This is a genomic window from Brevundimonas sp. UBA2416, from assembly GCF_002343105.1.
GTDB lineage: Bacteria > Pseudomonadota > Alphaproteobacteria > Caulobacterales > Caulobacteraceae > Brevundimonas.
The window spans coordinates 45,790-68,317 of record NZ_DDRM01000043.1; the positions used below are offsets into that span (position 1 = coordinate 45,790).

Here is a 22,528-nt window from a genome sequence, read left to right on the forward strand (position 1 = left end):
CGTACCCCGGCCGGCCTAGGCATTCCAGATCCGCAGTCCGATCCAGCCGTGGAAGGCAAGATAGAGACAGGCTGCACACGCCAGCAGTGCGCAGGAGACCGCGAAAATACGGGAGACCCGGTTGGCGTCGCCGGGGGGCGTGACGCCCTTCGCCAGCGCGACGACCGCCAGTATCGGGGCCGCGAGTGAAATAGCGAAGATGCTCCACCCCGCGACGGATGGGCGGCCCAGCACCGTCAGATCATCCGTCGCCAACAGAGCCAGCGGGGCGAGCGCGGCAGCCGCGCTGAACAGGATGGCGAGGAACGGCAAAAGTCGCAGCGCCAGCCCGCCCCGGCTTTTCAGCCGGCCCATGAGGGCGCTCAGCGCCCACAGGCAGGCATAGGCCAGTGCGCTCAAGAGGCCGAATGTGAACAGCGCCACCGAGGCGATCTTCGCTGACATCTCCGGCCCCGGAACCCGACGATGCGCACCGATGCCTGACTGGATGCGCACCCCCGTGCTGGTCTCGATGATCGCCAGGCCCGGCGCGGCGTCGCCTTCGGCCTGAAAAAGACCTTCGCCGACATGCAGCCAACGTCGCCCCTTGAACAGCAGGGCGTCGGATTCGAACGAAGCCCCCTCCCACTGGGTCAGGCCGACCAGAGCCGCGAGGAGGCGACGGCGGGGTGTCATGGTCTGATACTGGCCTGCCCAGGCGCGCCGGTTCCGCTCGGAGATCGGCTGCGCGACGACCACAGGGGGCGCGACCTGGCGTTCAAGATAGCGTCGCACCAGTCCCGCCGCGTCCAGCACTTCTCCGGCGGGACTGTTGGCCATCAGAACATAGGCCGCGCCGATCTGCGGGGCATAGGCATAGGTTGCGACAAACCCGTCGATACTGCCGTCATGCCCATGGAACACCACACGGCCCTGCGTATCGGCGACATTGCCGAGTGCGTATCCGTAATCCAGGCCCGCGCGCGCCGCGTTGCTGCCCGCGGGGGTCTCGATGCGCCGGGCCGTCGCCGGCGAGAAATAGGTCACGCCGTCCAGCGTCCCGCGCCCGAGCATGAGCAACGGCAGGCGCGCCAGATCGCTCGCGGTCAAGTTCAACGAGCCGCTCGGGCGGCCCGGGATGTCCATGAATCGCTCCTCGGTCAGGTCACCTGCCCGATAGCTCCTGGACAGCCTGACCGCCATTTCTGGTGTCAGGGTCCAGGAGGCGCTGGTCATGCCCATCGGAGTGGTCAGCCGCCGCGCCATAAAGTCCTGAAAGCGCTCGCCGCTGACAGTCTCGATCACCCGGCCTGCCATGATCGGGCCGGCGTTGCTGTAGGAGGTTCGCGTTCCTGGACGCCAGCGGCTTTGGTAGGGTCCGTACAACCCGACCGCATCGGAGAGCGGGACGTCCCTCCCTTCGAGCCAGTAGTGACGGAAAGCGATATCGTCGAGGCCCGCAGTATGTTCCAGCAGATGGACCAACCGGACCGGATCGGTCCCGCGCCAGGGATTGCGAATTGAAAGATCGGGCAGGAGGTCGGCGACCTCGGCGTCCAGACTGAGGCGACCCTCCTCAACCAGCGTCATCACCCCGATCGCCGTGAAGCTCTTGCTGATCGAGCCGGCCCGAAACACGGTCCCATCGACAACGGGGGCCTGTGTGGCGCGGTCCGCAACGCCGTAGTTTCTGCGGAAAACGACACGCCCGTTCTCGATGACGATCAGGGCGGCGCCGGGAACGCGGGCGTCGGCCAGTACCTCAGCGACGGCAGTATCGAGCTCTGAAAGCGACTGCGGTGTCGCCGGCTGCGCCCGGCAAACATCCGTTGCGAAAACAGCAAGGGCGACCAGAGCGGCCGCCGCCCAGCTTCGAACCTTCATTGCGCCTGACCCCCAACAACGCCCCCGGAAGCCCGGAGCTCCGGAGCGCGACCGGAACTATCTATAACAAGGTACCTACTTATCGCAAGGTACCTTGTTATAGACAAGCACTGATCCCTTCATCTCGCCAGCCGTTGACCGCCCGGAAGGACCCGCCCTCCTGTTGGGGTCGCCCCGCCCCGCGCCGGCGTTCCCCTTGCCCATTCCCCCCGCCTTCGGGCCCCGCTACCCTGCCCCCATGAGCGACGACTCCTACGTCTTCGAGGGCCCGGCTGACGAACCGCCAGCGCCCGCGCGGGACAACAATCCGCCCCGGACGGTCTCGGAACTGTCGTTCGCTCTCAAGCGCGCGCTTGAAGAGCAATTTGGCCATGTCCGGCTGCGGGGCGAGATTTCCAAGGTCAATCACCACGCCTCGGGCCACGTCTATCTGACGCTCAAGGACGACAAGGCCGCCATCGACGGCGTGATCTGGAAGGGGTCGGTCCGCGGCCTCGGCGTCCGGCCCGAGTCCGGGCTGGAGGTCATCGTCACCGGCAAGATCACCTCCTACCCCGCCCGCTCGTCCTACCAGATCGTCATCGAGACCATGGAGGCCGCCGGCGCCGGCGCCCTGCTGGCCCAGCTCGAGCGGCTGAAGGCCAAACTGGCCGGCGAGGGACTGTTCGAACCGGGCCGCAAGACGCCAATCCCCACCTTCCCCGCCGTGGTCGGGGTGATCACCAGTCCGACCGGGGCCGTTATTCGCGACATCCTGCACCGCATCGCCGAACGCTGGCCGTGCCGCGTGATCGTCTGGCCCTGCGTCGTCCAGGGCGACGCCGCCGCCGGCCAGGTCGCCGCCGCCATCCGGGGCTTCGACGCCCTGACGCCCGGTGGCGCCGTTCCGCGCCCTGACGTGGTCATCGTCGCCCGCGGCGGCGGCTCGGTCGAGGATCTCTGGGCCTTCAATGACGAGGCCCTGGCCCGCGCCGTGGCCGCCGCGTCCATCCCGATCATCTCGGCCGTCGGGCACGAGACCGACACCACCCTGATTGACTTCGTCTCGGACCGCCGCGCACCGACCCCGACGGGCGCCGCCGAGATCGCCACGCCCGTGCTGGCCGACCTGCAGTACGCCGTCGCCGATTTCGAACGCCGCCTCGCCCGCGCCGGGGGCCGTATCCTCGAGGACCGCCGCACCCGCCTGCGCGCCGCCGCCCGCGGCCTGCCTGCCCGGCCGGAGGACGTCCTCGCCCTGCCGCAACAGCGGCTCGACCACGCCGGCAGCCGCCTCGCCTCGGGCCTGACCCGCAATGTCGCCCTGCACGAACGCGCCCTCGTCGGCGTCACCGGCCGCCTCACGCCTGCGCTGCTCGACCGCGCCATGGAGCGGCGCCGCGACCGGCTGGAATCCGTCTCGACCCGCCTCGGCTCCGGTCTCGGCGCCAATGTGAAGGCCCATGAGCACCGCCTGCTGCGCGCCCTCTCCCGCCTGTCGCCCGAGCCCCTCTATCGCCGTCTGGACCAGCGCGCGGCGCGGCTTGAGTCCATCGGAACCCGGCTCGACGCCCTTCCCCGGCGGCTCGAAGCCGACACGGCCCGCCTCGCCGCCCTGTCCCGCGCCCTGTCCGGCCTCAACCCGAAGACCCCCAAGCCCGGCTTCGCCCGCGTCGAGAGCGAGGACGGCGCCATGATTTCCGCCGCCGCCGGCCTGCAGGACGGTCAGGCCGTCCGCCTCGTCTTCGCCGACGGATCGCGCGGCGCGCGGATCGACGGCGAGGGAGACCCGCCGCCCGTTCGGCCGAAACCATCGCCCGCGCCAAGGCCGAAAGCGCCCCCGCCCGGCCAGGGCGACCTGTTTTAGGCGCGAAGCCCTTGGCGCGGACTACAACCGCGGGCTAGCCTGCGACCATGCCCAAGACCCAGACCGCCAAGGCGACACTCCACTACGGCGACGGCGAGTTCGCCGTGCTCAAGCCCGGCCGCTTCGTGACCTGCGCGGTCAGCGGCAAATCCATCCCGCTCGAGACCCTGCGCTACTGGTCGGTCAGCCTGCAGGAGGCCTATGCCGGCCCCGACGAAGCCTTCCAGCGGCTGGGCCAGGTCGCGTGATCCTGAACCGCCGGAGCGTCGTTCTCGGCTCCGGCGCCCTGCTCGCCGCCAGTGCGGCGCAGGCGCAGGAAGACGAAGGCCTCACCCTGACCGGCCGCTTCGTGCAGGGCGGCCATGCCCTCGGCCGCACATGGCCCCGCGCCCTGATCTTCGTCGACGGCGAATCCCTGACGGCCGCCTCGGCCGACGGCGCCTTCATCATCGGCTTCGACCGCGACGCGGCAGGCAGCGTCCAGATCGAGGCCCGCCTCGACGGTCGCAGCACCGGCCGCACGCTTGACATCGCCCGCGGCCGGTTCCCCAGCACCAGCGTAAACGGCCTGCCGCCCTCTACCGTCGAACCCTCTGACCCCGAACTTCTGGCCCGCATCCAACGCGAGATCCTGGTCAAGACCGAGGGGTTCGCCAGCCGCATCGACGCCGACCATTTCCGCGACGGCTTCGACTGGCCGCTCGAGAGCTTCCGCGTGACCAGCCGCTGGGGCAGCCAGCGCGTCCTCAACGGCACCCCGGCGCGGCCCCACTACGGCATCGATCTGGCGGCGCCGCAGGGGACGGTGATCCGCGCGCCGGCCGCCGGCCGTGTCGCGCTTGCCCAGCCAGGGTTGCATTTCGAAGGCGGTCTGGTCCTGATCGATCACGGCCAGGGGTTGATTACAGCCTACCTCCACCAGTCCCGCCTCGACGTGGCCGCGGGCCAGGAATTGCGGCGGGGAGACCCGGTCGGCCGTGTCGGCATGACCGGCCGGACCACCGGACCCCACCTGTGCTGGCGCATGAAGTGGCGTGATCGCAATCTCGATCCATCGCTGCTCGTGAAAACCTGAACGTGCGTAACCCGTTACCCGCCTGACTGAACGTTGATCGGTCATGGACGGATAACGATTCACCCCTTAAATTGACCGACCTCCCGCCGATTCCGGCACGGCCCCGATTTATGTCATCTCTTCAGGCACTCCAGGTTCTGCTGGTCGACGACAACCAGCACATGCGGGCGATCACGTCCGCGGTGCTGCAGTCTGCCGGCGTGCGCAAGGTGCGCGAAGCCTCTGACGGCGCCGCCGGGCTGGAAATCCTGCGCGAACAAGCCGTCGACCTGGCCATCGTCGACTTCAACATGTTCCCGCTGGACGGCGTCGAATTCACCCGCCTGGTCCGCAACAGCCCCGACACCGCCAATCCCTACCTGCCGATCATCATGATGACCGGTCATTCGGAGAAGAGCCGCGTCTTTGAGGCGCGCGACGCCGGGGTGACGGAGTTTGTGGTCAAGCCGATCACCGCCAAGGCCATCCTCGACCGCATCCAGGCGGTGATCTTCCGTCCGCGTCCCTTCGTGAAGACCGACGGCTATTTTGGCCCGGACCGTCGGCGTTCCAACACGTCGAACTACAAGGGCCCTCTTCGCCGCGCCGCGGATCAGGCTACGGGCGATTCCAGCGCTGCATAGACCCGGTCGGGCCACCGCTTGTGGACCCAGAACCAGTCGACCGGACTCTCCCGCACCCGGTCCTCGATGAAGCGCGTGATCGCCTGCACGCCGCGCGCGATGTCGGCCTGCCGGTCGCCCGTCGGTTCCAGTTCGATCGGCTCATAGACCGTCAGCCGGAACCGCACCCCCGGCAGCCGCACCACCGACATCGGCTGCAGCACCGTCCCGAAGCGCAGCGCCAGCCGGCTCGGCCCCGGCGCCGCATTCACCGGCTGGCCGAAGAAGGTGACCTCCGGCCCCTCCGAGAATTTCTGGTCGTTCATCAGGGCCACGGACTCGCCGCGCGCCATCCCCGCCAGCAGCTCCCGCGCCCCGTCGCCGCCCTTGGGCGCGAACAGCTTCACCCCGTACCGCGACCGCGCGGCGATGATCTGGGCGTCGACATAGGGGTTGTTGGCCGCGCGATAGGTAATCTGGCACGGCACGCCCGAGCCGGTAATGGTCGCCGCCAGGGTCTCGATATTGGCGAAATGCCCTCCCACGAACACCACGGGCCGGCCGCTGTCCCGAATGGCGTGAAGCCGCTCCAGCCCGACCACCTCGATCCGGTTCTGTTTGACCAGAATGTCCATGACCGCCGTCTCGGCGAAGGCCCGGCCGGTCTGTTCCCACTGCGCCAGCGCCAGCGCCTCGCGCCCGGCCTGCGGCATGTCGGGGAAGGCGATGCGCAGGTTCCGCATCACCGTCCGCTGCGTCCCCGTCTTCGGCCCCAGCGTCCGCAGCAACCAGCCGCCCAGGGCCGAGGCCCGCTCGACGCCCAGCAGCCGCATGAAACCGATGAAGCCGGCGAAGGCCGCCGACTCCAGCCGCCAGATCATGTCCTGGCGGAAACCCACGCGCTTGCCGTCTTCACCAGGCAATGGTGATCCCGCCGTCCACCACCAGCGTCTGGCCGGTCATATAGGCCGAAGCCGGCGCCGCCAGATACACCGCCGCTCCCGCGATCTCGTCCGGCTGGCCGATCCGCTTCAGCGGCGCGGGGTCCGTGACCTGTTTCAGCAGCTCGGGGTTCTCCCACAGATATTTGGCGAAGTCGGTCTGCACCAGGCCCGGCGCGATGGTGTTGACCCGCACGTTCGACGGGCCCCACTCCACCGCCAGGTTCCGCGCCAGCTGCATGTCCGCCGCCTTGGAGATGTTGTAGGCGCCGATCAGGGCGTTGCCCCGCAGCCCCCCGATCGACGAGACGATGATCACCGACCCGTCCTTCCGCTCCAGCATCTGCGGCGCGACCATCTGGATCAGCCAGTGGTTGGACACGACATTGTTCTGCAGGATCTTGCCGAACTGCTCGTCATTGATCCCCGCCATCGGCCCCGCATAGGGATTGGTCGCGGCGTTGCAGACCAGGATGTCGATCTTGCCGAAGGCGGCATTGGTCTCATCGACCAGCCGCTGCAGGTCTTCCTTCGAGGCGATGTTGGCCGGGATGGCGATCGCCCGGCCCTCGCCGTGCTTCGCATTGATCGCCTGGGCGACCTCGTCGCAGGGCCCGGCCTTGCGCGAGCTGATGACCACCCTGGCGCCGTGCTCCGCCATCCGTTCGGCGATCGCCTTGCCGATGCCCCTGGAGGAGCCGGTGATGATCGCGACCTTGCCGCTCAGATCGAACAATTCCATCGTTAACCTCGAAGAAGTGGGGAGAATCCGTGCACGAACGCTAGGCGTTTAGCTCTGATACCCCGATACTCGGGCGATTCCATCCGGGAAGACGGACCATCCGTTTCCAATGCGCGCACTCACCCAGGCCTTCCTGTTCTTCGGCTACCTCTTCCTGGCCCTGACGGTCGGCGCCTTCGTGTGGCGCGCGGGCCTCGGCGCCGGCGCGGGCGCAGCGGGGGCCATCGCCACCATGGGATTGCTGGTCGCCGTCCACGCCGCCATCACCGGCCGCGCCGACAAGGCCGCCCTGCGCAACGAGATCGAACAGGTTCGCGAGGCCCATCGGCTGCTGGCCGACGCCATGGAGTCGACACAGGGCGCCCTCACCGAACTGGCCCAGGCCATCGAGTCCGGCGCCGTGACCTCCACCGAGGCGCTCTCGGGCGAGGTCCGCATGCTGGAGACCCTGATCCAGCAGATGAGCGAAACCCTCGAACAGCGCGCGGCCCAGCCGGCCCCGACCAATCCCTACGAGGCCCGCCACCGCGAACAGTCCAACGTCCTGCTGGCCACGATCCATGAGGCCCTGGCCGAGAACCGGGTCGACCTCTACCTCCAGCCGGTCGTCTCCCTGCCCCAGCGCCGGACCATCTTCTACGAAAGCTTCACCCGCCTGCGCGCCGCCGACGACCGGGTCATGATGCCGGCGGAATATCTCTCGGTCGCCGAGGGTGAGGGTCTGGTCCCCGCCATCGACAACCTGCTGCTGTTCCGCTGCGCCCAGATCGTTCGCCGTCTGGCGCGTCAGGACCGCAAGGTCGGTGTCTTCTGCAATGTCGCCCTGTCCTCGCTCGGCGACGAGACCTTCTTCCCCCAGTTCCTCGACTTCCTCAGCGAGAACCGCGACCTCAACCAGGCCCTGATCTTCGAACTGGGCCAGGCCACCTTCGACGCCCGCGGCGCGGTCGAGGCCCGCAACATGGCCAAGCTGGCCGACCTCGGCTTCCGCTTCTCGATCGACAAGGTCCAGACCCTCGACCTCGACTTCGCCGACCTGCAGCGGTCCGATGTGAAATTCATGAAGGTGGCGGCCGACCTGCTCATCGAACAGCTGCTCGACCTCGACGGCGCCTCGGCCCTGCCCTCCCTGCGCGACATCTCCGCCGCCGACTTCGCCGGCCTGACCCGCCGCTACGGCATCGAACTGATCGCCGAGAAATGCGAGAGCGAGCGCCAGATCGTCGACATCCTCGAGCTGGACGTCAGCATGGGCCAGGGCCACCTCTTCGGCGAACCCCGCGCCATCAAGGAAGCCGTGCTGGCCGAAACTGACCCGCCCGCCGACTTCATCCGCTCGACGTTGCGGAGCGCGGATCACCGGCGGCGGATGGGATAGGGCCGACGCGCTACCGGCGCCGTCCGTCATCCCGCCAATAGACCCGCTCCCGCCCGTAGCGGTAGTCGCGGTTATACCCGCCGAAGCCATAGCCGCAGGGATCGTCCTCCTCGGACAGTTCGCGCCCGATCAGCGCCCCCGCGATGGCGCCGATAGCGGCCCCTTCCTCGCGGTTGTCGCGACCGGCCACCGCCGCCCCGACCGCCGCGCCCAGCGCCGCCCCGGCGCCCGTCGCATACTGCCGGTTCCGCTCATAGTCGCGCTCGCAGGCCGAGGCGTATCCATCGCCCATGGTCGCGCACCCGGTCAGCACCAGCCCGCAACCTGCAACCGCCGTCATTGTCAGAATGGACCGCATATCGTCTCTCCCTCTGGCCCCGGAGATCGAACGCGGGGAACGAGGGGGTGTTCCGGCGCGCTCCGCCTTCACCCGTGCGGCCGAACCCGCTATCAGCCCCCCATGACCCTCCCCCACGCCCTTTCCGGCCTGTCCGACATCGCCGCCGGCTACGACCTCCTGCTCTGCGACGTCTGGGGCGTGATCCACAACGGGCGCGAAAGCTGGCCCGAGGCCTGCGAGGCCCTGAGCCGGTTCAACCGCGACCACGGCCATGTCGTGCTGATCTCCAACTCCCCGCGCCCCGCGCCCGGCGTGGTCGTCCAACTCGATGCCCTGAACGTACCGCGCGACAGCTGGCGCGCCGTCGTCACCTCGGGCGACGCGACCCGGCACGAGCTGGCGAAGCGCGCGCCTGGCCCGGCCTGGATCATCGGCCCGGATCGCGACTGGCCTCTCTATGACGGCCTTGGTCTCCAGACCGCCGAAGGCGCCGCCGACGCCGCCTTCATCTCCGTCACCGGCCCGGTCGATGACGAGACCGAAACGCCCGAGGACTATCGCGACCGCCTGTCCGCTGGCGCCGCCCGCGGCCTTGAGCTGATCTGCGCCAACCCCGACCGCGTCGTGCAGCGCGGCGACCGGTTGATCTATTGCGGGGGTTCCCTCGCCGACCTGTATGAAAGCCTCGGCGGCCGCGTCACCATGGCCGGCAAGCCCTTTGACCCGATCTACGGCCTGGCCCTGACCGAGGGCGAACGGCTACTCGGCCGTCCGGTCGACCGGTCGCGCGTGCTGTGCATCGGCGACGGCGTGGTCACCGATGTGCTCGGCGCCAACAAACAGGCGCTCGACTGCCTTTTCATCGCCCAGGGGATCCACGGCGACGCCGCACGGGGCGCCGACGGCCGCCTCGATCCGGCCCGCGCGGCCGACCTGCTGAAGGCCGAGACGACATACGCCCGCTACGCCGCCCTCGATCTGACGTGGTGACCACCCTCGATTCAGGCTAAGGCCGGGCCATGACCGAAATTGTCACGAAACACCCCTCCGGCGGCTACATCCTCGAGGAACTCCACGTCGGCATGACGGCGGAGACCCACATCCTCGTCACCGAACAGCGCATCCAGCAGTTCGCCGAGGCCTCGGACGACTTCAATCCGGTGCATATGGACGAGGCCTTCGCCTCGAAGACCGCCTATCGCGGCCGCATCGCCCACGGCCTGCTGACGGCCTCCTTCGGCTCGGCCGTGGTCGGCACCATCCTGCCCGGCGCCGGCGCCATCTACCTGTCCCAGACCCTCGGCTTCCATCAGCCGGTGCGGATCGGCGAGACCGTCCTGGTCCGCGTGAGCGTCAAATCCGTCGATCCGGAAAGCGCCCGCGTCGAGCTGGATTGCGAGGGCTTCGTCGACGACAAGCGGGTCATGGACGGCGTCGCCCTGGTCCGCGTCCCCCGCCGCCGGCGCCCCGCGAAGGACTGACCTGGTCGTGATCGTCACCGATTGGCGCGGCCTGCCCGACCGGCTTCGCGGCGCCGCCGTCGCCATCGGCGCCTTCGACGGCGTCCATCGCGGCCATCAGGCGGTTATCGCCCGGGCCCGCGAAGCCGCCGACCGGCTCGGCGCCCCGCTGGCCGTGGTCAGTTTCGACCCCCATCCGCGCCGCTGGTTCCAGCCCGGCGCCGCCCCCTTCCGCCTGATGACACCGGCCCAGATGGCCCGCGCCATGGCCCCGCTGGGCGTCGACCGGCTGCACCTGCTGCCGTTCGACGCCACCATGGCCGCCATGACCGACGAGGCGTTTGTCGGGCAGGTTCTGGTCGATGGCCTCGGCATCCGCCACGCCGCCGTCGGCTTCGACTTCACCTACGGCAAGGGCCGTACCGGCTCGGCCGAGGGCCTGCGCCGCCAGGGCGAGGCGCTGGGCTTCGGTGTCACCGTGGTCGACCGTATCGATGACGGCGACGGGCTGAAACTGTCGTCCTCCGGCGTCCGCGAGGCGCTCAAGGCCGGCGACATGGCCCGCGCCGCCGCCATCCTCGGTCGTCCCTTCGCCATCGAGGGCGAGGTCATCCACGGCGACAAGCGCGGCCGCACCATCGGCGTCCCCACCGCAAACGTGGCGATGGGCGACTACATGCGCCCCGCCTACGGGGTTTACGCCACCCGCACCCGTCTGCCCGACGGTCGCGTCATCGACGGCGTCGCCAACCTCGGCGTCCGTCCCATGTTCGAGATCGACCAGCCCCTGCTCGAGGTCTGGCTGTTCGACTTCAGCGAGGACCTCTACGGCCAGACCATCGAGACCGAACTGGTCGGCTTCCTGCGCGGCGAAATGGCGTTCGACGGCCTCGAGGCGCTCAAGCTGCAGATCGACGCCGACGCGGCGGCTGCCCGCGCCTTGCTCAGCTGATCGCCGCCATCAGCTGTTCGGTCAGCGCCGGCCGCCCCGGAACCAGCACATCGGAGACCTTCCACATCGGCCCCTCCTTCACCAGTTTCAGCGTCTGCCGCTTGGTCTCGCCGGCGTTTGTAAACACCACCGCCGCCTCGGCCGCGGCCGGCCCCGACTGCGTCACCGTCACAGAATCGAGCCTGAAGCCCTCGCTGTCCTGGCAGTCGCAGATCGGGTCATAGTTCAGCGTCGGAACCTCTCCCGCCGCCTTGGCGAAATCAGCGCCGATCATGGCGTTCAGCATCCGGTCGTAGATCGGATCCTGCCCCGGCTGCAGCGGCTCTCCCATACTGGCCCCCGGCGTCGCGTGGACGGCGTAGAGGGCCCGCACGAATTCCTCCGGCCCGACGCGCGCGGCCTCATAGATGGCCGGACGACCCGGCGGCAGGGCGGCGGGTGCGTCGGCCGGCTCAGTCGCCTCGCCCTCGGGCGACGAACAGGCGGCCAGCGCGGCACAGGCGGCGACGGCGATCAGGGACAGGCGCATGGGAACCTCCGGTCTGGCCCCGACTATATCCCGGCCCGCCCCGGCGCTGGCAAGTCTCAGTCGCGTTGCAGGGCGGGCAGACCCGCCTCCCGCCGCCGGTTCGAATCCTCCAGCTGCTCTGCCAGTCCCGGCTGACCCGGCGTAAGCACATCGTCGATCCGCCAGCCGCTGATCGGATCGCCGCTCAGCTGAAGCCTCGTCGTCTCCCGCTGGCCGAAATTGGTGAAGGTCACATCCGCCCTGCGTCCGGGCATCCTCGCAATGTGGATGATCCGCACGGACTCGACCCGGAACTCTCCCCAGTCCTGGCACTGGCACAGGGGATCCGCGTCCAGATAAGGCAGATCGTCCTCCGCCAGCGCGCGGTCCCGCCGGATCAACCCCGCCATACGCGCCGAAAAGACGTCGCTCAGATTGTACTCAGTGAGCGGCCATTCATCCTCGCCATTCGCGCTATAGCCGGCGAACACCCCGCGCACGAAGGCCTCGGCCCCCTCCGACCCCACCTGCGCCGCCGCGGGCATAGCCGCCGCCAGCGCCAGCCCCCCGACCAGTCCGATCATCCACCGTCGCATCGCTCGTCCTCCATCCCGCACCGAAGCTGCGCCCCTCCACCGAAGACGCCAACCCACCGATCCTGACGGCGCGGGGTGGCGTCCTGCCCTCCCCGTCTGCTAGAGCGTTCGCACCATGACCGTCCGCGTGTTTCGCCCGATTTCGATTAGCCGCCCGGCGTAGCGCCGCAGGGCATTGGCCCCGTGCACGCCGGGTTCCTCGAAACTCCACGCGAACGATCAACACGACGAAACGAGACTTCATGGCCGACGCCAACGACACGCCTTCCACCGCTCGCGACTATCGCGAGACGGTCTTCCTGCCCGAGACGCCCTTCCCCATGCGCGGCGGGCTGCCGCAGAAGGAACCGGCGATCATCGAGCAATGGGGCGACCTCTACTCCGCCCTGCGCAAGCAGCGTCAGGCCGAGGGCGCCCCTCTCTACGTCCTCCACGACGGTCCGCCCTACGCCAACGGCGACATCCACATCGGCCACGCCCTCAACAAGACGCTGAAGGACTTCGTCGTCCGCAGCCGCTTCCTGCTGCGCAACGATGTCGACTACGTCCCCGGCTGGGACTGCCACGGCCTGCCGATCGAGTGGAAGATCGAGGAGGAGTACCGCAAGAAGGGCCGCCGCAAGGACGACGTCCCGACCGCCGAGTTCCGCGCCGAGTGCCGCGCCTACGCCGGCCACTGGATCGGCGAGCAGATGAAGGGCTTCCAGCGCCTGGGCGTCATGGCCGACTGGGAGAACCGCTACTCGACGATGGACTTCAAGAGCGAGGCGACCATCGTCGCCGAGTTCCAGAAGTTCGTGATGAGCGGCCAGCTCTACCGCGGCTCCAAGCCGGTGATGTGGTCGCCGGTCGAACGCACCGCCCTGGCCGACGCCGAGGTCGAATACCACGACCATGTCAGCCCGACGGTCTGGGTGAAGTTCCCGCTGGTCAGCGGCGGCGCCGCCGTCGTGATCTGGACCACGACGCCCTGGACCATCCCGGCCAACCGCGCGGTCAGCTACAGTCCGCGCATCGACTACGGCGTCTACGAAGTCACGGCGCTCGAGGAGAACCTTGAGTTCCAGCCCTGGGCCGCACCGGGCGACCGCCTGATCCTGGCCGACAAGCTGGCCGAGGAGGTCTTCAAGGCCGCCAAGGTCGCCGCCTGGACGCGAGTGGAAACGGCGAACCTCGACGGCGTGGTGCTGCAGCACCCGCTGGCGAAGCTCGACGCCGGCTACGGATTCCCCGTGCCGATGTTGGCCGGCGACCACGTCACCGACGACGCCGGCACGGGCTTCGTGCACACCGCGCCCGGCCACGGCGCCGACGACTACCTGATCTGGCTCAAGAGCAAGCAGCAGCTCGAGGCCATGGGCGTGGACTCCGCCATTCCCGAGACCGTCGACCCGGACGGCGCCTACTATCCGCACGTGCCGCTGTTCGCGGGCCTCAAGGTGCTGGAGACCGAGGGCAAGAAGGCCGGCAAGTTCGGTCCGGCCAACGGCGCGGTCATGGAAAAGCTGATCGAGGCGGGCAACCTGTTGGCTCGCGGCCGGCTTGAACACAGCTACCCGCACAGCTGGCGGTCCAAGGCGCCGGTCATCTTCCGCAACACGCCACAGTGGTTCATCCGCATGGACGAGCCGCTGGAGAACGGCGAGACGCTGCGCCAGCGCGCGCTGAAGTCGATCGCCGCCACGACCTTCCACCCCGACAGCGGCCGCAACCGCATCGGCGGCATGGTCGAGACGCGTCCGGACTGGCTGATCAGCCGCCAACGCGCCTGGGGTGCGCCGCTGGCCATGTTCGTCGACAAGGAGACGGGCGAGCCGCTCCGCGACCAGGCCGTCAACGACCGCATCGTCAAGCTGATGCACGAGGAGGGCGCCGACGCTTGGTTCAACCGCCCGGCTGCGGACTTCCTCGGCAATCATGATCCGGCGAAGTACGAAAAGGTCGAGGACATCCTCGACGTCTGGTTCGATAGCGGCTCGACCCACGCCTTCACGCTGGAAGGCCGCGACGACAGCGGCTGGCCCGCCGATCTCTACCTTGAAGGCTCCGACCAGCACCGAGGCTGGTTCCAGTCCTCGCTGCTGGAGTCCTGCGGCACGCGCGGCCGGGCGCCCTACAAGACGCTGGTCACCCACGGCTTCACGCTCGACGAGAACGGACAGAAGATGTCCAAGTCGCTGGGCAACACGGTCGAGCCACACGTGGTCATCGCCGAATCCGGCGCGGAGATCCTCCGCCTGTGGACCGCGACGGTCGACTACATGGAGGACCAGCGGATCGGCAAGACGATCCTGGCCACCGTCACCGACAGCTACCGCAAGCTGCGCAACACCATGCGCTACCTGCTGGGCGCGCTGGACGGCTTCACCGACGCCGAGCGCGTGGCCGTGGCCGACATGCCGCCGCTGGAGCAGTACATCCTGCACCGCCTGTGGCAGCTCGACGCCCAGGTCCGCACCGCCTACGAGGGCTACCGCTTCAACGAGGTGGTCCGGCCGCTGCTCGACTTCTGCCAGAGCGACCTGTCGGTCTTCTTCTTCGACATCCGCAAGGACGCCCTCTACTGCGACCGGCCCGACAGCCTGACGCGCCGCGCCTACCGCACCGTGCTGGACGCCATCTTCGAGCGCCTGACCATCTGGCTCGGCCCACTGATGACCTTCACCATGGAAGAGGCCTGGACGACGCGCTTCCCGGACGCCGGCTCCAACATCCTGCGCGTCTTCCCGGAGACGCCGTCGGACTGGCGCAATGACGCGGAGTTCGAACGCTGGACGGCGATGGAATCGGTCGTCTCGGCCGTCACCGGCGCCTTGGAGATCGAGCGCCGCGAGAAGCGCATCGGCGCCTCGCTGGAGGCGGCGCCGACCGTGGAGCTGCCGGCGGCCCTGGCCAAGCTGTTCGACGGCCTGTCGGCGGCGGAGATCTTCCGCACCAGCGGCGCGACCCTGACCGACGCCGGCGAACTGACTGTCCGGCCCTTCCAGGCAAGCGGCGACAAGTGCGACCGCTGCTGGCGGATCCTGCCGGAGGTGAAGGCCGACACGCGCCTGTGCCTGCGCTGCGAGGACGCTGTCGAGGCCTGGGACAAGTCGCGCGCGGCCTGATATTTCACCGTGCTCCCGGCGAAGGCCGGGATCCATTTTGACGCTCGCATGGACCCCGGCCTTCGCCGGGGCGGCGGGACAAGAGGGTCAAAGCTTGAGTTCCGACGCGCCCGAAGCCGCCGAAGTGTCCCACACGCCCGAGCCGGAGGCTCCGGCCGCGGCGGCGGCCGCGCCGGCGACGCTGCAGGGCCCCAAGGCCTTCACCATCGCCCTGGCGGTGCTGGTCTTCGACCAGGTCATCAAGTTCTGGATGCTGGGCAGCGTCTTCCCGAACGCGTGCCAGCCGTTCAGCCCGACGCCGGCCATGTACACGCCCTGCACCGTGCCTGTGGCCGGGCCGTTCAACCTCTCCATGGTCTGGAACCAGGGCGTCAGCTTCGGCCTGTTCCGCGGCGAGCAGGAGTGGGTCCGCTGGGCGCTGGCGGCCTTCTCGCTGGGCGTCGCGATCGCGCTGGGCGTCTGGGCGCGGCGAATCGAACGCCCCCTGCTGGGCGCCGCCGTCGGCCTGGTCATGGGCGGCGCGGTGGGCAATCTGGTCGACCGCGTGCGCCTTGGCGCGGTGGCCGATTTTCTCGACTTCCAGTCGCTGCACTTCCCCTGGGTATTCAACATCGCCGACAGCGCCATCACGATCGGCGTGGTCCTGTTGCTGCTCGACAGCGTGCGGCGCGACGTGCGGCCTTAATCGAAGTTGCCGCGCGCCTCACTTTTGGCGTATCCACCTCGTCTGTCTTAGGCCGGGGGCGGCCTGTAGGAGCTAGGCTCGATGATCTCTACCCGCGTGATGTGCGTGGTTGCTTTGACCGCGGCGGCCGGCCTTGGCGGATGCCAGTCGGCGTCGCGCGCCATGGGCGTGGCCAAGGTGACGCCGGACGAGTTCCGGGTCGTGACCAAGGCGCCGCTCGTGCTTCCGCCGGAATATGCGCTGCGTCCGCCGGCGCCGGGCGAGCCCCGCCCGCAGGAGCTGCAGCCGGAAAGCGCCGCCCGCGCCGCCCTGGCCGGCCAGGCCGCCGCGGCCCAGCGTTCGGACGGCGAACGCCTGCTGGCGGCACGCTCGGGCGCCGAGAAGTCGGATCCGCTGATCCGCTACGTCGTCGACGACGAGTTCGGCGACATCGCGCACAAGGACAAGTCCTTCGCCGATCGCGTCATGTTCTGGCGCAAGGATTCGCCGGCCGCGCCGGCGCCCTCCGCCGATGGCGCGGCCGCGCCGGTGGTGGTCGACGCCGCCGCCGAGGAAGCCCGGCTCAAGGCCCTGACCGGCGGCAAGACCGTCATCATCGCCCGCGAGAAGGGCAGCTGGGTCAAGCTGCCGGGGCTGTAGGTCCGGGCTTCGTCCTGAGAGTTTGGAAGGGCCCCGCTGGCGACGGCGGGGCCCTTTTCCTGTGTGCGTCCTTCGAAACGCTCGCTTGAGGCTCGCTCCTCAGGATGACGAACTCAGCGGGGCCGCCTACCAACTTTCGTCATCCTGAGGAGCGGCGAAGCCGCGTCTCGAAGGACGCACCGACTCACCTGTCGGAATCGGATAAGCTCCGCACCCCATGCCCATCCGCCGCCTGCCTCCGGAGACCGTCAACCGCATCGCCGCCGGCGAGGTGGTCGAGCGGCCGGCGAGCGCGATCAAGGAGCTGGTCGAGAACGCCCTCGACGCCGGCGCCGCGCGGATCGAGGTCGAGGCTGACAACGGCGGCCTTAGCCGCATCCTGGTCAGCGACGACGGCAGTGGCATGACGGCCGACGAGCTGGCCCTGGCCGTTGAGCGGCACGCCACCTCCAAGCTGGCGCCGCTTCCGGACGGCAGCTGGGACCTTCTCAACATCGCCACCATGGGTTTCCGCGGCGAGGCGCTGCCCTCGATCGGCTCGGTGGCGCGGCTTCAGATCTCAAGCCGCCCCCGCGACGGCGGCCCGGCCCACGCCATCCTGGTCGAGGGCGGCGCCGTCGGCGAGGTCGGCCCCGCGCCGTTCGCGGGGCGGCATGGCGCGCGGGTCGAGGTCCGCGACCTGTTCTACGCGACCCCCGCCCGACTGAAGTTCATGAAGTCGGCCCGCGCCGAGCAGATGGCGATCGCTGAGGAGCTCAAGCGCCAGGCCATGGCCCACGAGGCGGTGGCCTTCACCCTCGACCTCGACGGCCGCCGCACGATCCGGCTGAGCGCCGAGGCCCCGGGACCGGACGGACGGCTGACCCGCCTGGCCGCCGTGCTGGGCCGCGAGTTCCAGGACAATGCGCTGCAGATCGATCACGAGCGGGACGGGGTGCGCCTGACCGGCTTCGCCGGCCTGCCGACCTACAACCGCGGCAACGCCGCCCACCAGTACCTGTTCGTCAACGGCCGTCCCGTGCGCGACCGGCTCCTTCAAGGGGCCTTGCGGGCGGCCTACGCCGACTATCTGGCCCGCGACCGGCATCCGACAGCGGCGCTCTACATCGAGCTCGATCCGACCTTCGTCGACGTCAACGTCCATCCGGCCAAGGCGGAGGTGCGGTTCCGCGATCCGGCGCTGGTCCGCGGCCTGATCGTCGGCGGCCTGCGCCATTCGCTGGCCGGCGCCGGTCACCGGGCCTCGACCACCGTCGCGGGCGCGGCCCTGGCCGGGTTCAGGCCGCAGACCTATGCGTCGGCCCCCTCGCCCGCCGGCTTCTCGGCCTGGCAGGCGGGGGGCTGGCAACCGGCTTCACCGCAGAGGCTTCCCGGGATGAGCGACGTCTCGGCCCGCGTCGAGCCGGCCTTCGGAATGGGCGGCGCCGCGCTGGCCGAGGCTGTCGGCGCCGTCTACGAGTCCGCGCCGCCGCCGGCCGTCGACGGGCGGATCATCGACCCCGTCGACTTCCCGCTCGGCGCGGCGCGGGCCCAGGTCCACGAGACCTATGTGGTGGCGCAAACGCGCGATGGCATCGTCATCGTCGACCAGCATGCGGCCCATGAGCGCCTCGTCTACGAGCGCATGAAGCACGAGATGGAGGCCGGCGGAGTGACCCGCCAGACTCTGCTTCTGCCCGAGGTGGTCGAGCTCGATCCGGCCGAGGCCGAACGCATCGTCGCCAAGGCGGACGAACTGGCGGCGCTGGGTCTGATCGTCGAGCCGTTCGGACCGGGCGCGGTGCTGGTGCGTGAGACTCCGGCCCTGCTCGGCGACGCCGACGCCGCCGGCCTGGTGCGCGACATCGCCGACGATCTCAGCGAGAACGGCCAGGCCCTGGCCCTTCGCGAGCGGCTGGAGGAGGTCTGCTCGACCATGGCCTGTCACGGCTCGGTCCGCGCCGGTCGCCGCCTGACCGCCGTCGAGATGAACGCCCTGCTGCGCGAGATGGAGGCCACGCCCCACAGCGGCCAGTGCAACCACGGCCGGCCGACCTATGTGGAGCTCAAGCTCGCCGATATCGAGCGGCTGTTCGGTCGACGGTAGCGTGGTGCGGAACGCGCTCAGGCCGCCCGACGCGCCTCCTCGCCGCGTGACGCCATGGCCGCCTCGATGGCCGCGGCGAGCAGCTCGGTCTTGATGGGTTTCTCCACCACGCCGTCCATGCCTTCGGAGCGATAGTGTTCGGCGTCCCAGGGATCGGCGTTGGCGGTCAGGGCCAGAATCGGCGTCGCCGCGACGGGGCCGGCCAGGCCGCGGATGGCCCGGGTGGCCTCCAGGCCGTCCATGACCGGCATGCGGATGTCCATGAGCACGAGGTCGAAGGCGCCGCCCGCCACCGCCTCGACCGCGTCCCTGCCGTTCTCCACCGCCTCGCTGGTGCAGCCGAATATTTCGCAGAGGGTCGAGGCCACGAAACGGTTCGCCCCATTGTCGTCGGCGATCAGGATATGCAGCGGCCGCTCCAGGACGACGGCGGCGAGACTGTCGCGTTCGTCCTCCGCCTCGGGCGGGACGTCGAACAGGACCACCTCGAAGCGGAAGGTCGCGCCGGGGCCCGGATTGTTGCGGGCGACGATCTCGCCGTCCATCCGTCGCACGATCTCCCGGCAGATCGACAAGCCCAGGCCGGCGCCGCCCTGCTCGCGGCCGTTGTCGGTCTGGACGAAGGGGTTGAAGATCATCTCCAGCCGGTCGGAGGGCAGGCCGGGACCGCCATCGCGCACCTCTCCGGCCAACCGCACATGATCGCCGTCGCGCTCGGCGGTCAAAGAAACCTCGACCAGGCCCCGGTCGGTGAACTTGATGGCGTTGCCGATCAGGTTGTTGAACACCTGCTTGAGCCGGATCTCGTCACCCAGCACCCACTGGTCGGTGGCGCCGGCGTAGGAGAAGGCCAGCGTCAGGCCCTTCTGTTCGGCGCGGGCGCGCCACAGGTCGTCGAGATCGTCGAGCACGCGCGGCAGGCAGAAGCCCGCTTCGGTCAGGTCCATGGCCCCCGACTCGGCGCGTGAGATGTCGAGGGCGTCGGTCAGCAGCCGCAGCAGCGTCTCGCCGGAGTCGACGATGGTGTGGACATAGGGCTTCAGCTCGGCCTGGGTGAGCTTACGGTCCAGGATGTCGGCGATGGCCAGCACGCCGTTCAGGGGCGTGCGGATCTCGTGGCTCATCACCGCCAGGAACTGCGACTTGGCGCGCAGGGCGGCCTGGGCCTCGACCCGCGCGACATTGAGATGCTCGGCGATCCGGGTCATCTCCTCGGCGTGGGCGCGATTGGCCTCGCTGGTCGCCTGCAGGAGCGAGATCAGGGCGCCCACGCCGGCATAGCGGCCGTTCTCGACGACGATGAAGCCCTGCATCAGCTCGGACGGTCGCTCGGCCAGCGCCTCGCCGGTGAAGTCCGTCACAAGGGTCGAGCCTTCGGCCACCAGCGGGCTGGTGTTCATCAGGGCCGAGATCGGCCGGTGGGCGTACAGCGCGCGTCCGTACTCGGCCGCCATCCGCAGGAAGAAGTTGTTCCGGTCGATGATGCCCACCGGGCGGTCTTCGGCGTCGACCACGGGCAGAATCAGCAAGTCGGGTTCCTGCTGAAACCGGCGATAGACCTCCGCGCCGGGGGTCTCGGGCCCCACCGGATCAGGCCGCGTCGCCACGCTCGACAGATTGGTGCTCATGACGTCCCCGAATGCCATGCGGCGCAATCAGCACGAGCCAGGCTAAGCAATGATGAATCGCGAGGTTGGCGTTTTGCTTGGGTCATCAGTGCAAAGACTGATTTCCCATGACAAAAATGTGACGAGCAAATTGTCGAAGAGCTGTCATGGCATCGTTGAAAAGTATTCACCGCGTCATCGCGGGCGCGTTGCGTCCAAACCGGCGTTGCGCTAGTGATCGGGTGTCCAACCGCGAGGCATCATGCTTCCCAATGTGATCGAGGCCCGGGCCTGACGGTCTGATCTTTCGAGGTCCGACTGTCCTCAGCGCCCGATGAACCGCCCGTCCCGGCTCGCAGCCTGGGCGCGACTCATCACGCCTCGATATCGGACTTTCCCCTTGAACATCTCCAAACCGCAGCAGCGAACGCTGCACGCGCTCGCGCAAGGCGGCGCGATCCTCCTCGAACGCGACGAGGACACCGGCGAGGTCATCGGCGCCGACTGCTTCACCCGCGATGGCTGGCGCCTGAGCGACTGCACGCTTGCCGTCTTCCGGTCGCTCAAGCGCAAACGCTTCATCGCCAGCGCGGGCGGGGGGCCCTACCGCATCACCCGCGAGGGCCTGCTGAACCTTCGCTCGCAGCTCGACAACCGGGTGACGATGAAGCGGTAGGGCGAAGCAAACAGGTGTCACCCCGGCCGCAGTGAAGCGGAGAGCCGGGACCCAGCGGGGCCGTGCTCGGCGTTGACTGGGTCCCGGATCGTCCTTGCGGGCCGTCCGGGATGACACTTGTTTGAAGCTAGCCGCCGAACTTCAGGAACGTCACCCGCGCGGCGCCGTAGTCGCGCGTGTCGAGGACCTCGAAACCATCGACGGCGAGATCGGCCTCGTCGCTGCCGCGCTCGACCATCAGCACCGCGCCGCTCTTCAGCCAGCCGCCCTCGGCCAGGCCGGCCAGCGCGCGCTCCGCCAGACCCTTGCGGTAGGGCGGATCGAGGAAGGCCAGATCGAACGGCTCGCCGGCGCTGGCCGGGCGGACGCCGAGGTCGGTGGCGTCGCGGCGGTGGATGCGGGTCGCGCCGAACAGTCCGAAGGCGTCGATGGTCTCGCGGATGGCGCCGCGCGCCGCCTCGTCGGTTTCGACGAACAGGCAGAAGGCCGCCCCGCGCGAGATCGCCTCGAACCCCAGCGCCCCGGATCCCGCGAACAGGTCGATGATCCGCGCGCCGCGCAGCTCCGGCGCCCAGGCGGCGTGCTCGAGGATGTTGAACACCGCCTGCCGCGCGCGGTCGGAGGTCGGGCGCGTGCCCTGGCCTTCCGGCGTCTTCAGCGCGCGACCGCGCAGGCTTCCCGAGACGATGCGCAAAGGGGGTTCAACTCCAGCGAAGGGGCGGCGCCTGGTCCTTGAGCGTCAGGAGCGCGTCGCGGAGACCGTCCATAAACTCCGCGCGCTTGCCATGCCAGCGCAGCGGGGCGCCGACCAGCACCGCGCAGTTCATCGGCACCGGAATGACCTCGCCCTTGGGCAGGACCCGACCCGCGCCCTGAATCCAGACCGGCGTCACCGGCGCTTCGGGAAAGGCCTCAGCCAGGCGGGCCACGCCGCTCTTCAGCCGGGCCATTTCGTCGGAAGCGTCGCCGCGCGTGCCCTCCGGGAAGACGACCACGATGTCGCCGGCCGCCAGCGCCTCGCGGGCCGGGGCCAGCACGTCCTCGCCGGTTGCGACCTTGTCCCGCGCCACCGGCACGATGCCGACCAGGTTGCGCGAGAACCAGCCGATGACCGGGTCCTTCAGGAAATAGTCGCTCGCCGCCGCTGGACGGACCCGCATCACCGCCTTGGCCGGGAAGATGCTCAGCATCAGCAGGGTGTCGACATGGCTGTTGTGGTTGGCCGCGATGATGGCCGGCCCTTTCAGCGGCAGGTGCTCGCGGCCGGTGACGTCGGCGCCCGTCAGGAAGCGTGCGATCGGCCGAGCGACCAGCAGCAGCAGGGCCCAGCGCAGCCAGCGGATCATCAGAACTTCTCCAGCGCGAAGAACGCCAGCAGATGGAAGTAGATCGGCGCCGTGAAGGTCAGGCTGTCGATGCGGTCGA

22 protein-coding genes are annotated in these 22,528 nt (G+C 69.2%); 13 read left to right on the plus strand and 9 right to left on the minus strand.

The genetic code is table 11. The features are described from left to right. Positions 1-15 precede the first annotated feature (15 nt). Positions 16-1,863 carry a serine hydrolase domain-containing protein gene (locus B3E43_RS14010; RefSeq protein ID WP_292030539.1) on the minus strand — a complete coding sequence of 616 codons (1,848 nt, stop codon included), beginning with the start codon at positions 1,861-1,863 and terminating at the stop codon, positions 16-18. Positions 1,864-2,101: 238 nt separating this feature from the next. Between B3E43_RS14010 and xseA the strand changes: the two genes are divergently transcribed. The 4 genes from xseA (at position 2,102) to B3E43_RS14030 (ending at position 5,407) form a co-directional block, all read left to right on the plus strand. Then, entirely contained in the window at positions 2,102-3,709 is a 1,608-nt protein-coding gene (gene xseA / locus B3E43_RS14015; protein ID WP_292030541.1) for an exodeoxyribonuclease VII large subunit, read from the plus strand. A gap of 47 nt (positions 3,710-3,756) precedes the next feature. After that, complete coding sequence (locus B3E43_RS14020) at positions 3,757-3,957, plus strand: DUF2093 domain-containing protein (RefSeq protein ID WP_292030543.1); 201 nt, start codon at positions 3,757-3,759, stop codon at positions 3,955-3,957. After that, on the plus strand, positions 3,954-4,784 hold the full coding sequence (locus tag B3E43_RS14025; RefSeq protein WP_292030545.1) for a M23 family metallopeptidase: 831 nt from the start codon (positions 3,954-3,956) through the stop codon (positions 4,782-4,784). The genes B3E43_RS14020 and B3E43_RS14025 overlap by 4 nt, the downstream gene beginning before the upstream one ends. Before the next feature lie 110 nt (positions 4,785-4,894). Beyond that, positions 4,895-5,407 carry a response regulator gene (locus B3E43_RS14030; RefSeq protein WP_292030547.1) on the plus strand — a complete coding sequence of 171 codons (513 nt, stop codon included), beginning with the start codon at positions 4,895-4,897 and terminating at the stop codon, positions 5,405-5,407. Here B3E43_RS14030 and B3E43_RS14035 read toward each other — a convergent pair. Further along, entirely contained in the window at positions 5,377-6,267 is an 891-nt protein-coding gene (locus B3E43_RS14035; protein ID WP_292030590.1) for a lysophospholipid acyltransferase family protein, read from the minus strand. The two genes, B3E43_RS14030 and B3E43_RS14035, sit on opposite strands and share 31 nt — an antisense overlap. A gap of 31 nt (positions 6,268-6,298) precedes the next feature. Further along, a complete protein-coding gene (locus tag B3E43_RS14040) occupies positions 6,299-7,069 on the minus strand; it encodes an SDR family NAD(P)-dependent oxidoreductase (protein ID WP_292030549.1) in 771 nt (256 codons plus the stop codon). 109 nt (positions 7,070-7,178) lie between these two features. Here B3E43_RS14040 and B3E43_RS14045 point away from each other — a divergent pair, with 109 nt between their 5' ends. After that, positions 7,179-8,447 carry an EAL domain-containing protein gene (locus B3E43_RS14045; RefSeq protein WP_292030551.1) on the plus strand — a complete coding sequence of 423 codons (1,269 nt, stop codon included), beginning with the start codon at positions 7,179-7,181 and terminating at the stop codon, positions 8,445-8,447. 10 nt (positions 8,448-8,457) lie between these two features. Here the strand turns inward: B3E43_RS14045 and B3E43_RS14050 are convergent, their stop codons facing one another. After that, positions 8,458-8,805 carry a glycine zipper 2TM domain-containing protein gene (locus B3E43_RS14050; protein WP_292030553.1) on the minus strand — a complete coding sequence of 116 codons (348 nt, stop codon included), beginning with the start codon at positions 8,803-8,805 and terminating at the stop codon, positions 8,458-8,460. 102 nt (positions 8,806-8,907) lie between these two features. Here B3E43_RS14050 and B3E43_RS14055 point away from each other — a divergent pair, with 102 nt between their 5' ends. Genes B3E43_RS14055 through B3E43_RS14065 form a run of 3 tightly spaced genes read left to right on the plus strand, consistent with a single transcriptional unit; the run spans position 8,908 to position 11,199 of the window. Then, positions 8,908-9,777 (plus strand): TIGR01459 family HAD-type hydrolase, encoded by an 870-nt coding sequence (locus B3E43_RS14055; RefSeq protein WP_292030555.1) that lies wholly within the window; start codon positions 8,908-8,910, stop codon positions 9,775-9,777. Positions 9,778-9,806: 29 nt separating this feature from the next. Continuing rightward, on the plus strand, positions 9,807-10,268 hold the full coding sequence (locus B3E43_RS14060; protein ID WP_414631364.1) for a MaoC family dehydratase: 462 nt from the start codon (positions 9,807-9,809) through the stop codon (positions 10,266-10,268). Positions 10,269-10,275: 7 nt separating this feature from the next. Further along, the gene (locus B3E43_RS14065) at positions 10,276-11,199 is read left to right on the plus strand and encodes a bifunctional riboflavin kinase/FAD synthetase (RefSeq protein ID WP_414631365.1); all 924 of its coding nucleotides are present in this window, start codon (positions 10,276-10,278) and stop codon (positions 11,197-11,199) included. Here B3E43_RS14065 and B3E43_RS14070 read toward each other — a convergent pair. Then, entirely contained in the window at positions 11,192-11,728 is a 537-nt protein-coding gene (locus B3E43_RS14070; protein WP_292030557.1) for a DUF3828 domain-containing protein, read from the minus strand. The two genes, B3E43_RS14065 and B3E43_RS14070, sit on opposite strands and share 8 nt — an antisense overlap. 56 nt (positions 11,729-11,784) lie before the next feature. Then, positions 11,785-12,303, minus strand: coding sequence for a DUF3828 domain-containing protein (locus tag B3E43_RS14075; protein ID WP_292030558.1), 519 nt, complete (start codon positions 12,301-12,303; stop codon positions 11,785-11,787). A 242-nt stretch (positions 12,304-12,545) separates the two neighbouring features. Between B3E43_RS14075 and ileS the strand changes: the two genes are divergently transcribed. The 4 genes from ileS to mutL all read left to right on the plus strand — a co-directional run bounded on the left by ileS (position 12,546) and on the right by mutL (position 18,820). Beyond that, positions 12,546-15,410, plus strand: a complete 2,865-nt coding sequence (ileS, locus tag B3E43_RS14080; protein WP_292030560.1) for an isoleucine--tRNA ligase — start codon at positions 12,546-12,548, stop codon at positions 15,408-15,410. Between the two features lie 94 nt (positions 15,411-15,504). Next, a complete protein-coding gene (gene lspA / locus B3E43_RS14085; protein ID WP_349677589.1) occupies positions 15,505-16,095 on the plus strand; it encodes a signal peptidase II in 591 nt (196 codons plus the stop codon). An 81-nt stretch (positions 16,096-16,176) separates the two neighbouring features. Beyond that, positions 16,177-16,734, plus strand: a complete 558-nt coding sequence (locus tag B3E43_RS14090) for a DUF3035 domain-containing protein (RefSeq protein WP_292030562.1) — start codon at positions 16,177-16,179, stop codon at positions 16,732-16,734. A 217-nt stretch (positions 16,735-16,951) separates the two neighbouring features. After that, on the plus strand, positions 16,952-18,820 hold the full coding sequence (gene mutL / locus B3E43_RS14095; protein WP_292030564.1) for a DNA mismatch repair endonuclease MutL: 1,869 nt from the start codon (positions 16,952-16,954) through the stop codon (positions 18,818-18,820). Positions 18,821-18,837: 17 nt separating this feature from the next. Here the strand turns inward: mutL and B3E43_RS14100 are convergent, their stop codons facing one another. Next, on the minus strand, positions 18,838-20,448 hold the full coding sequence (locus B3E43_RS14100) for an ATP-binding protein (protein WP_292030567.1): 1,611 nt from the start codon (positions 20,446-20,448) through the stop codon (positions 18,838-18,840). A 379-nt stretch (positions 20,449-20,827) separates the two neighbouring features. Here B3E43_RS14100 and B3E43_RS14105 point away from each other — a divergent pair, with 379 nt between their 5' ends. Continuing rightward, positions 20,828-21,103, plus strand: coding sequence for a YjhX family toxin (locus B3E43_RS14105; RefSeq protein WP_292030568.1), 276 nt, complete (start codon positions 20,828-20,830; stop codon positions 21,101-21,103). A gap of 127 nt (positions 21,104-21,230) precedes the next feature. Here the strand turns inward: B3E43_RS14105 and rsmD are convergent, their stop codons facing one another. Together rsmD and B3E43_RS14115 are read right to left on the minus strand one after the other, a co-directional pair. Beyond that, positions 21,231-21,797 (minus strand): 16S rRNA (guanine(966)-N(2))-methyltransferase RsmD, encoded by a 567-nt coding sequence (rsmD, locus tag B3E43_RS14110; protein WP_292030570.1) that lies wholly within the window; start codon positions 21,795-21,797, stop codon positions 21,231-21,233. Positions 21,798-21,804: 7 nt separating this feature from the next. Further along, positions 21,805-22,449: a lysophospholipid acyltransferase family protein gene (locus tag B3E43_RS14115; protein WP_292030571.1), complete on the minus strand. Its 645-nt coding sequence runs from the start codon at positions 22,447-22,449 to the stop codon at positions 21,805-21,807. Positions 22,450-22,528 lie beyond the last annotated feature (79 nt).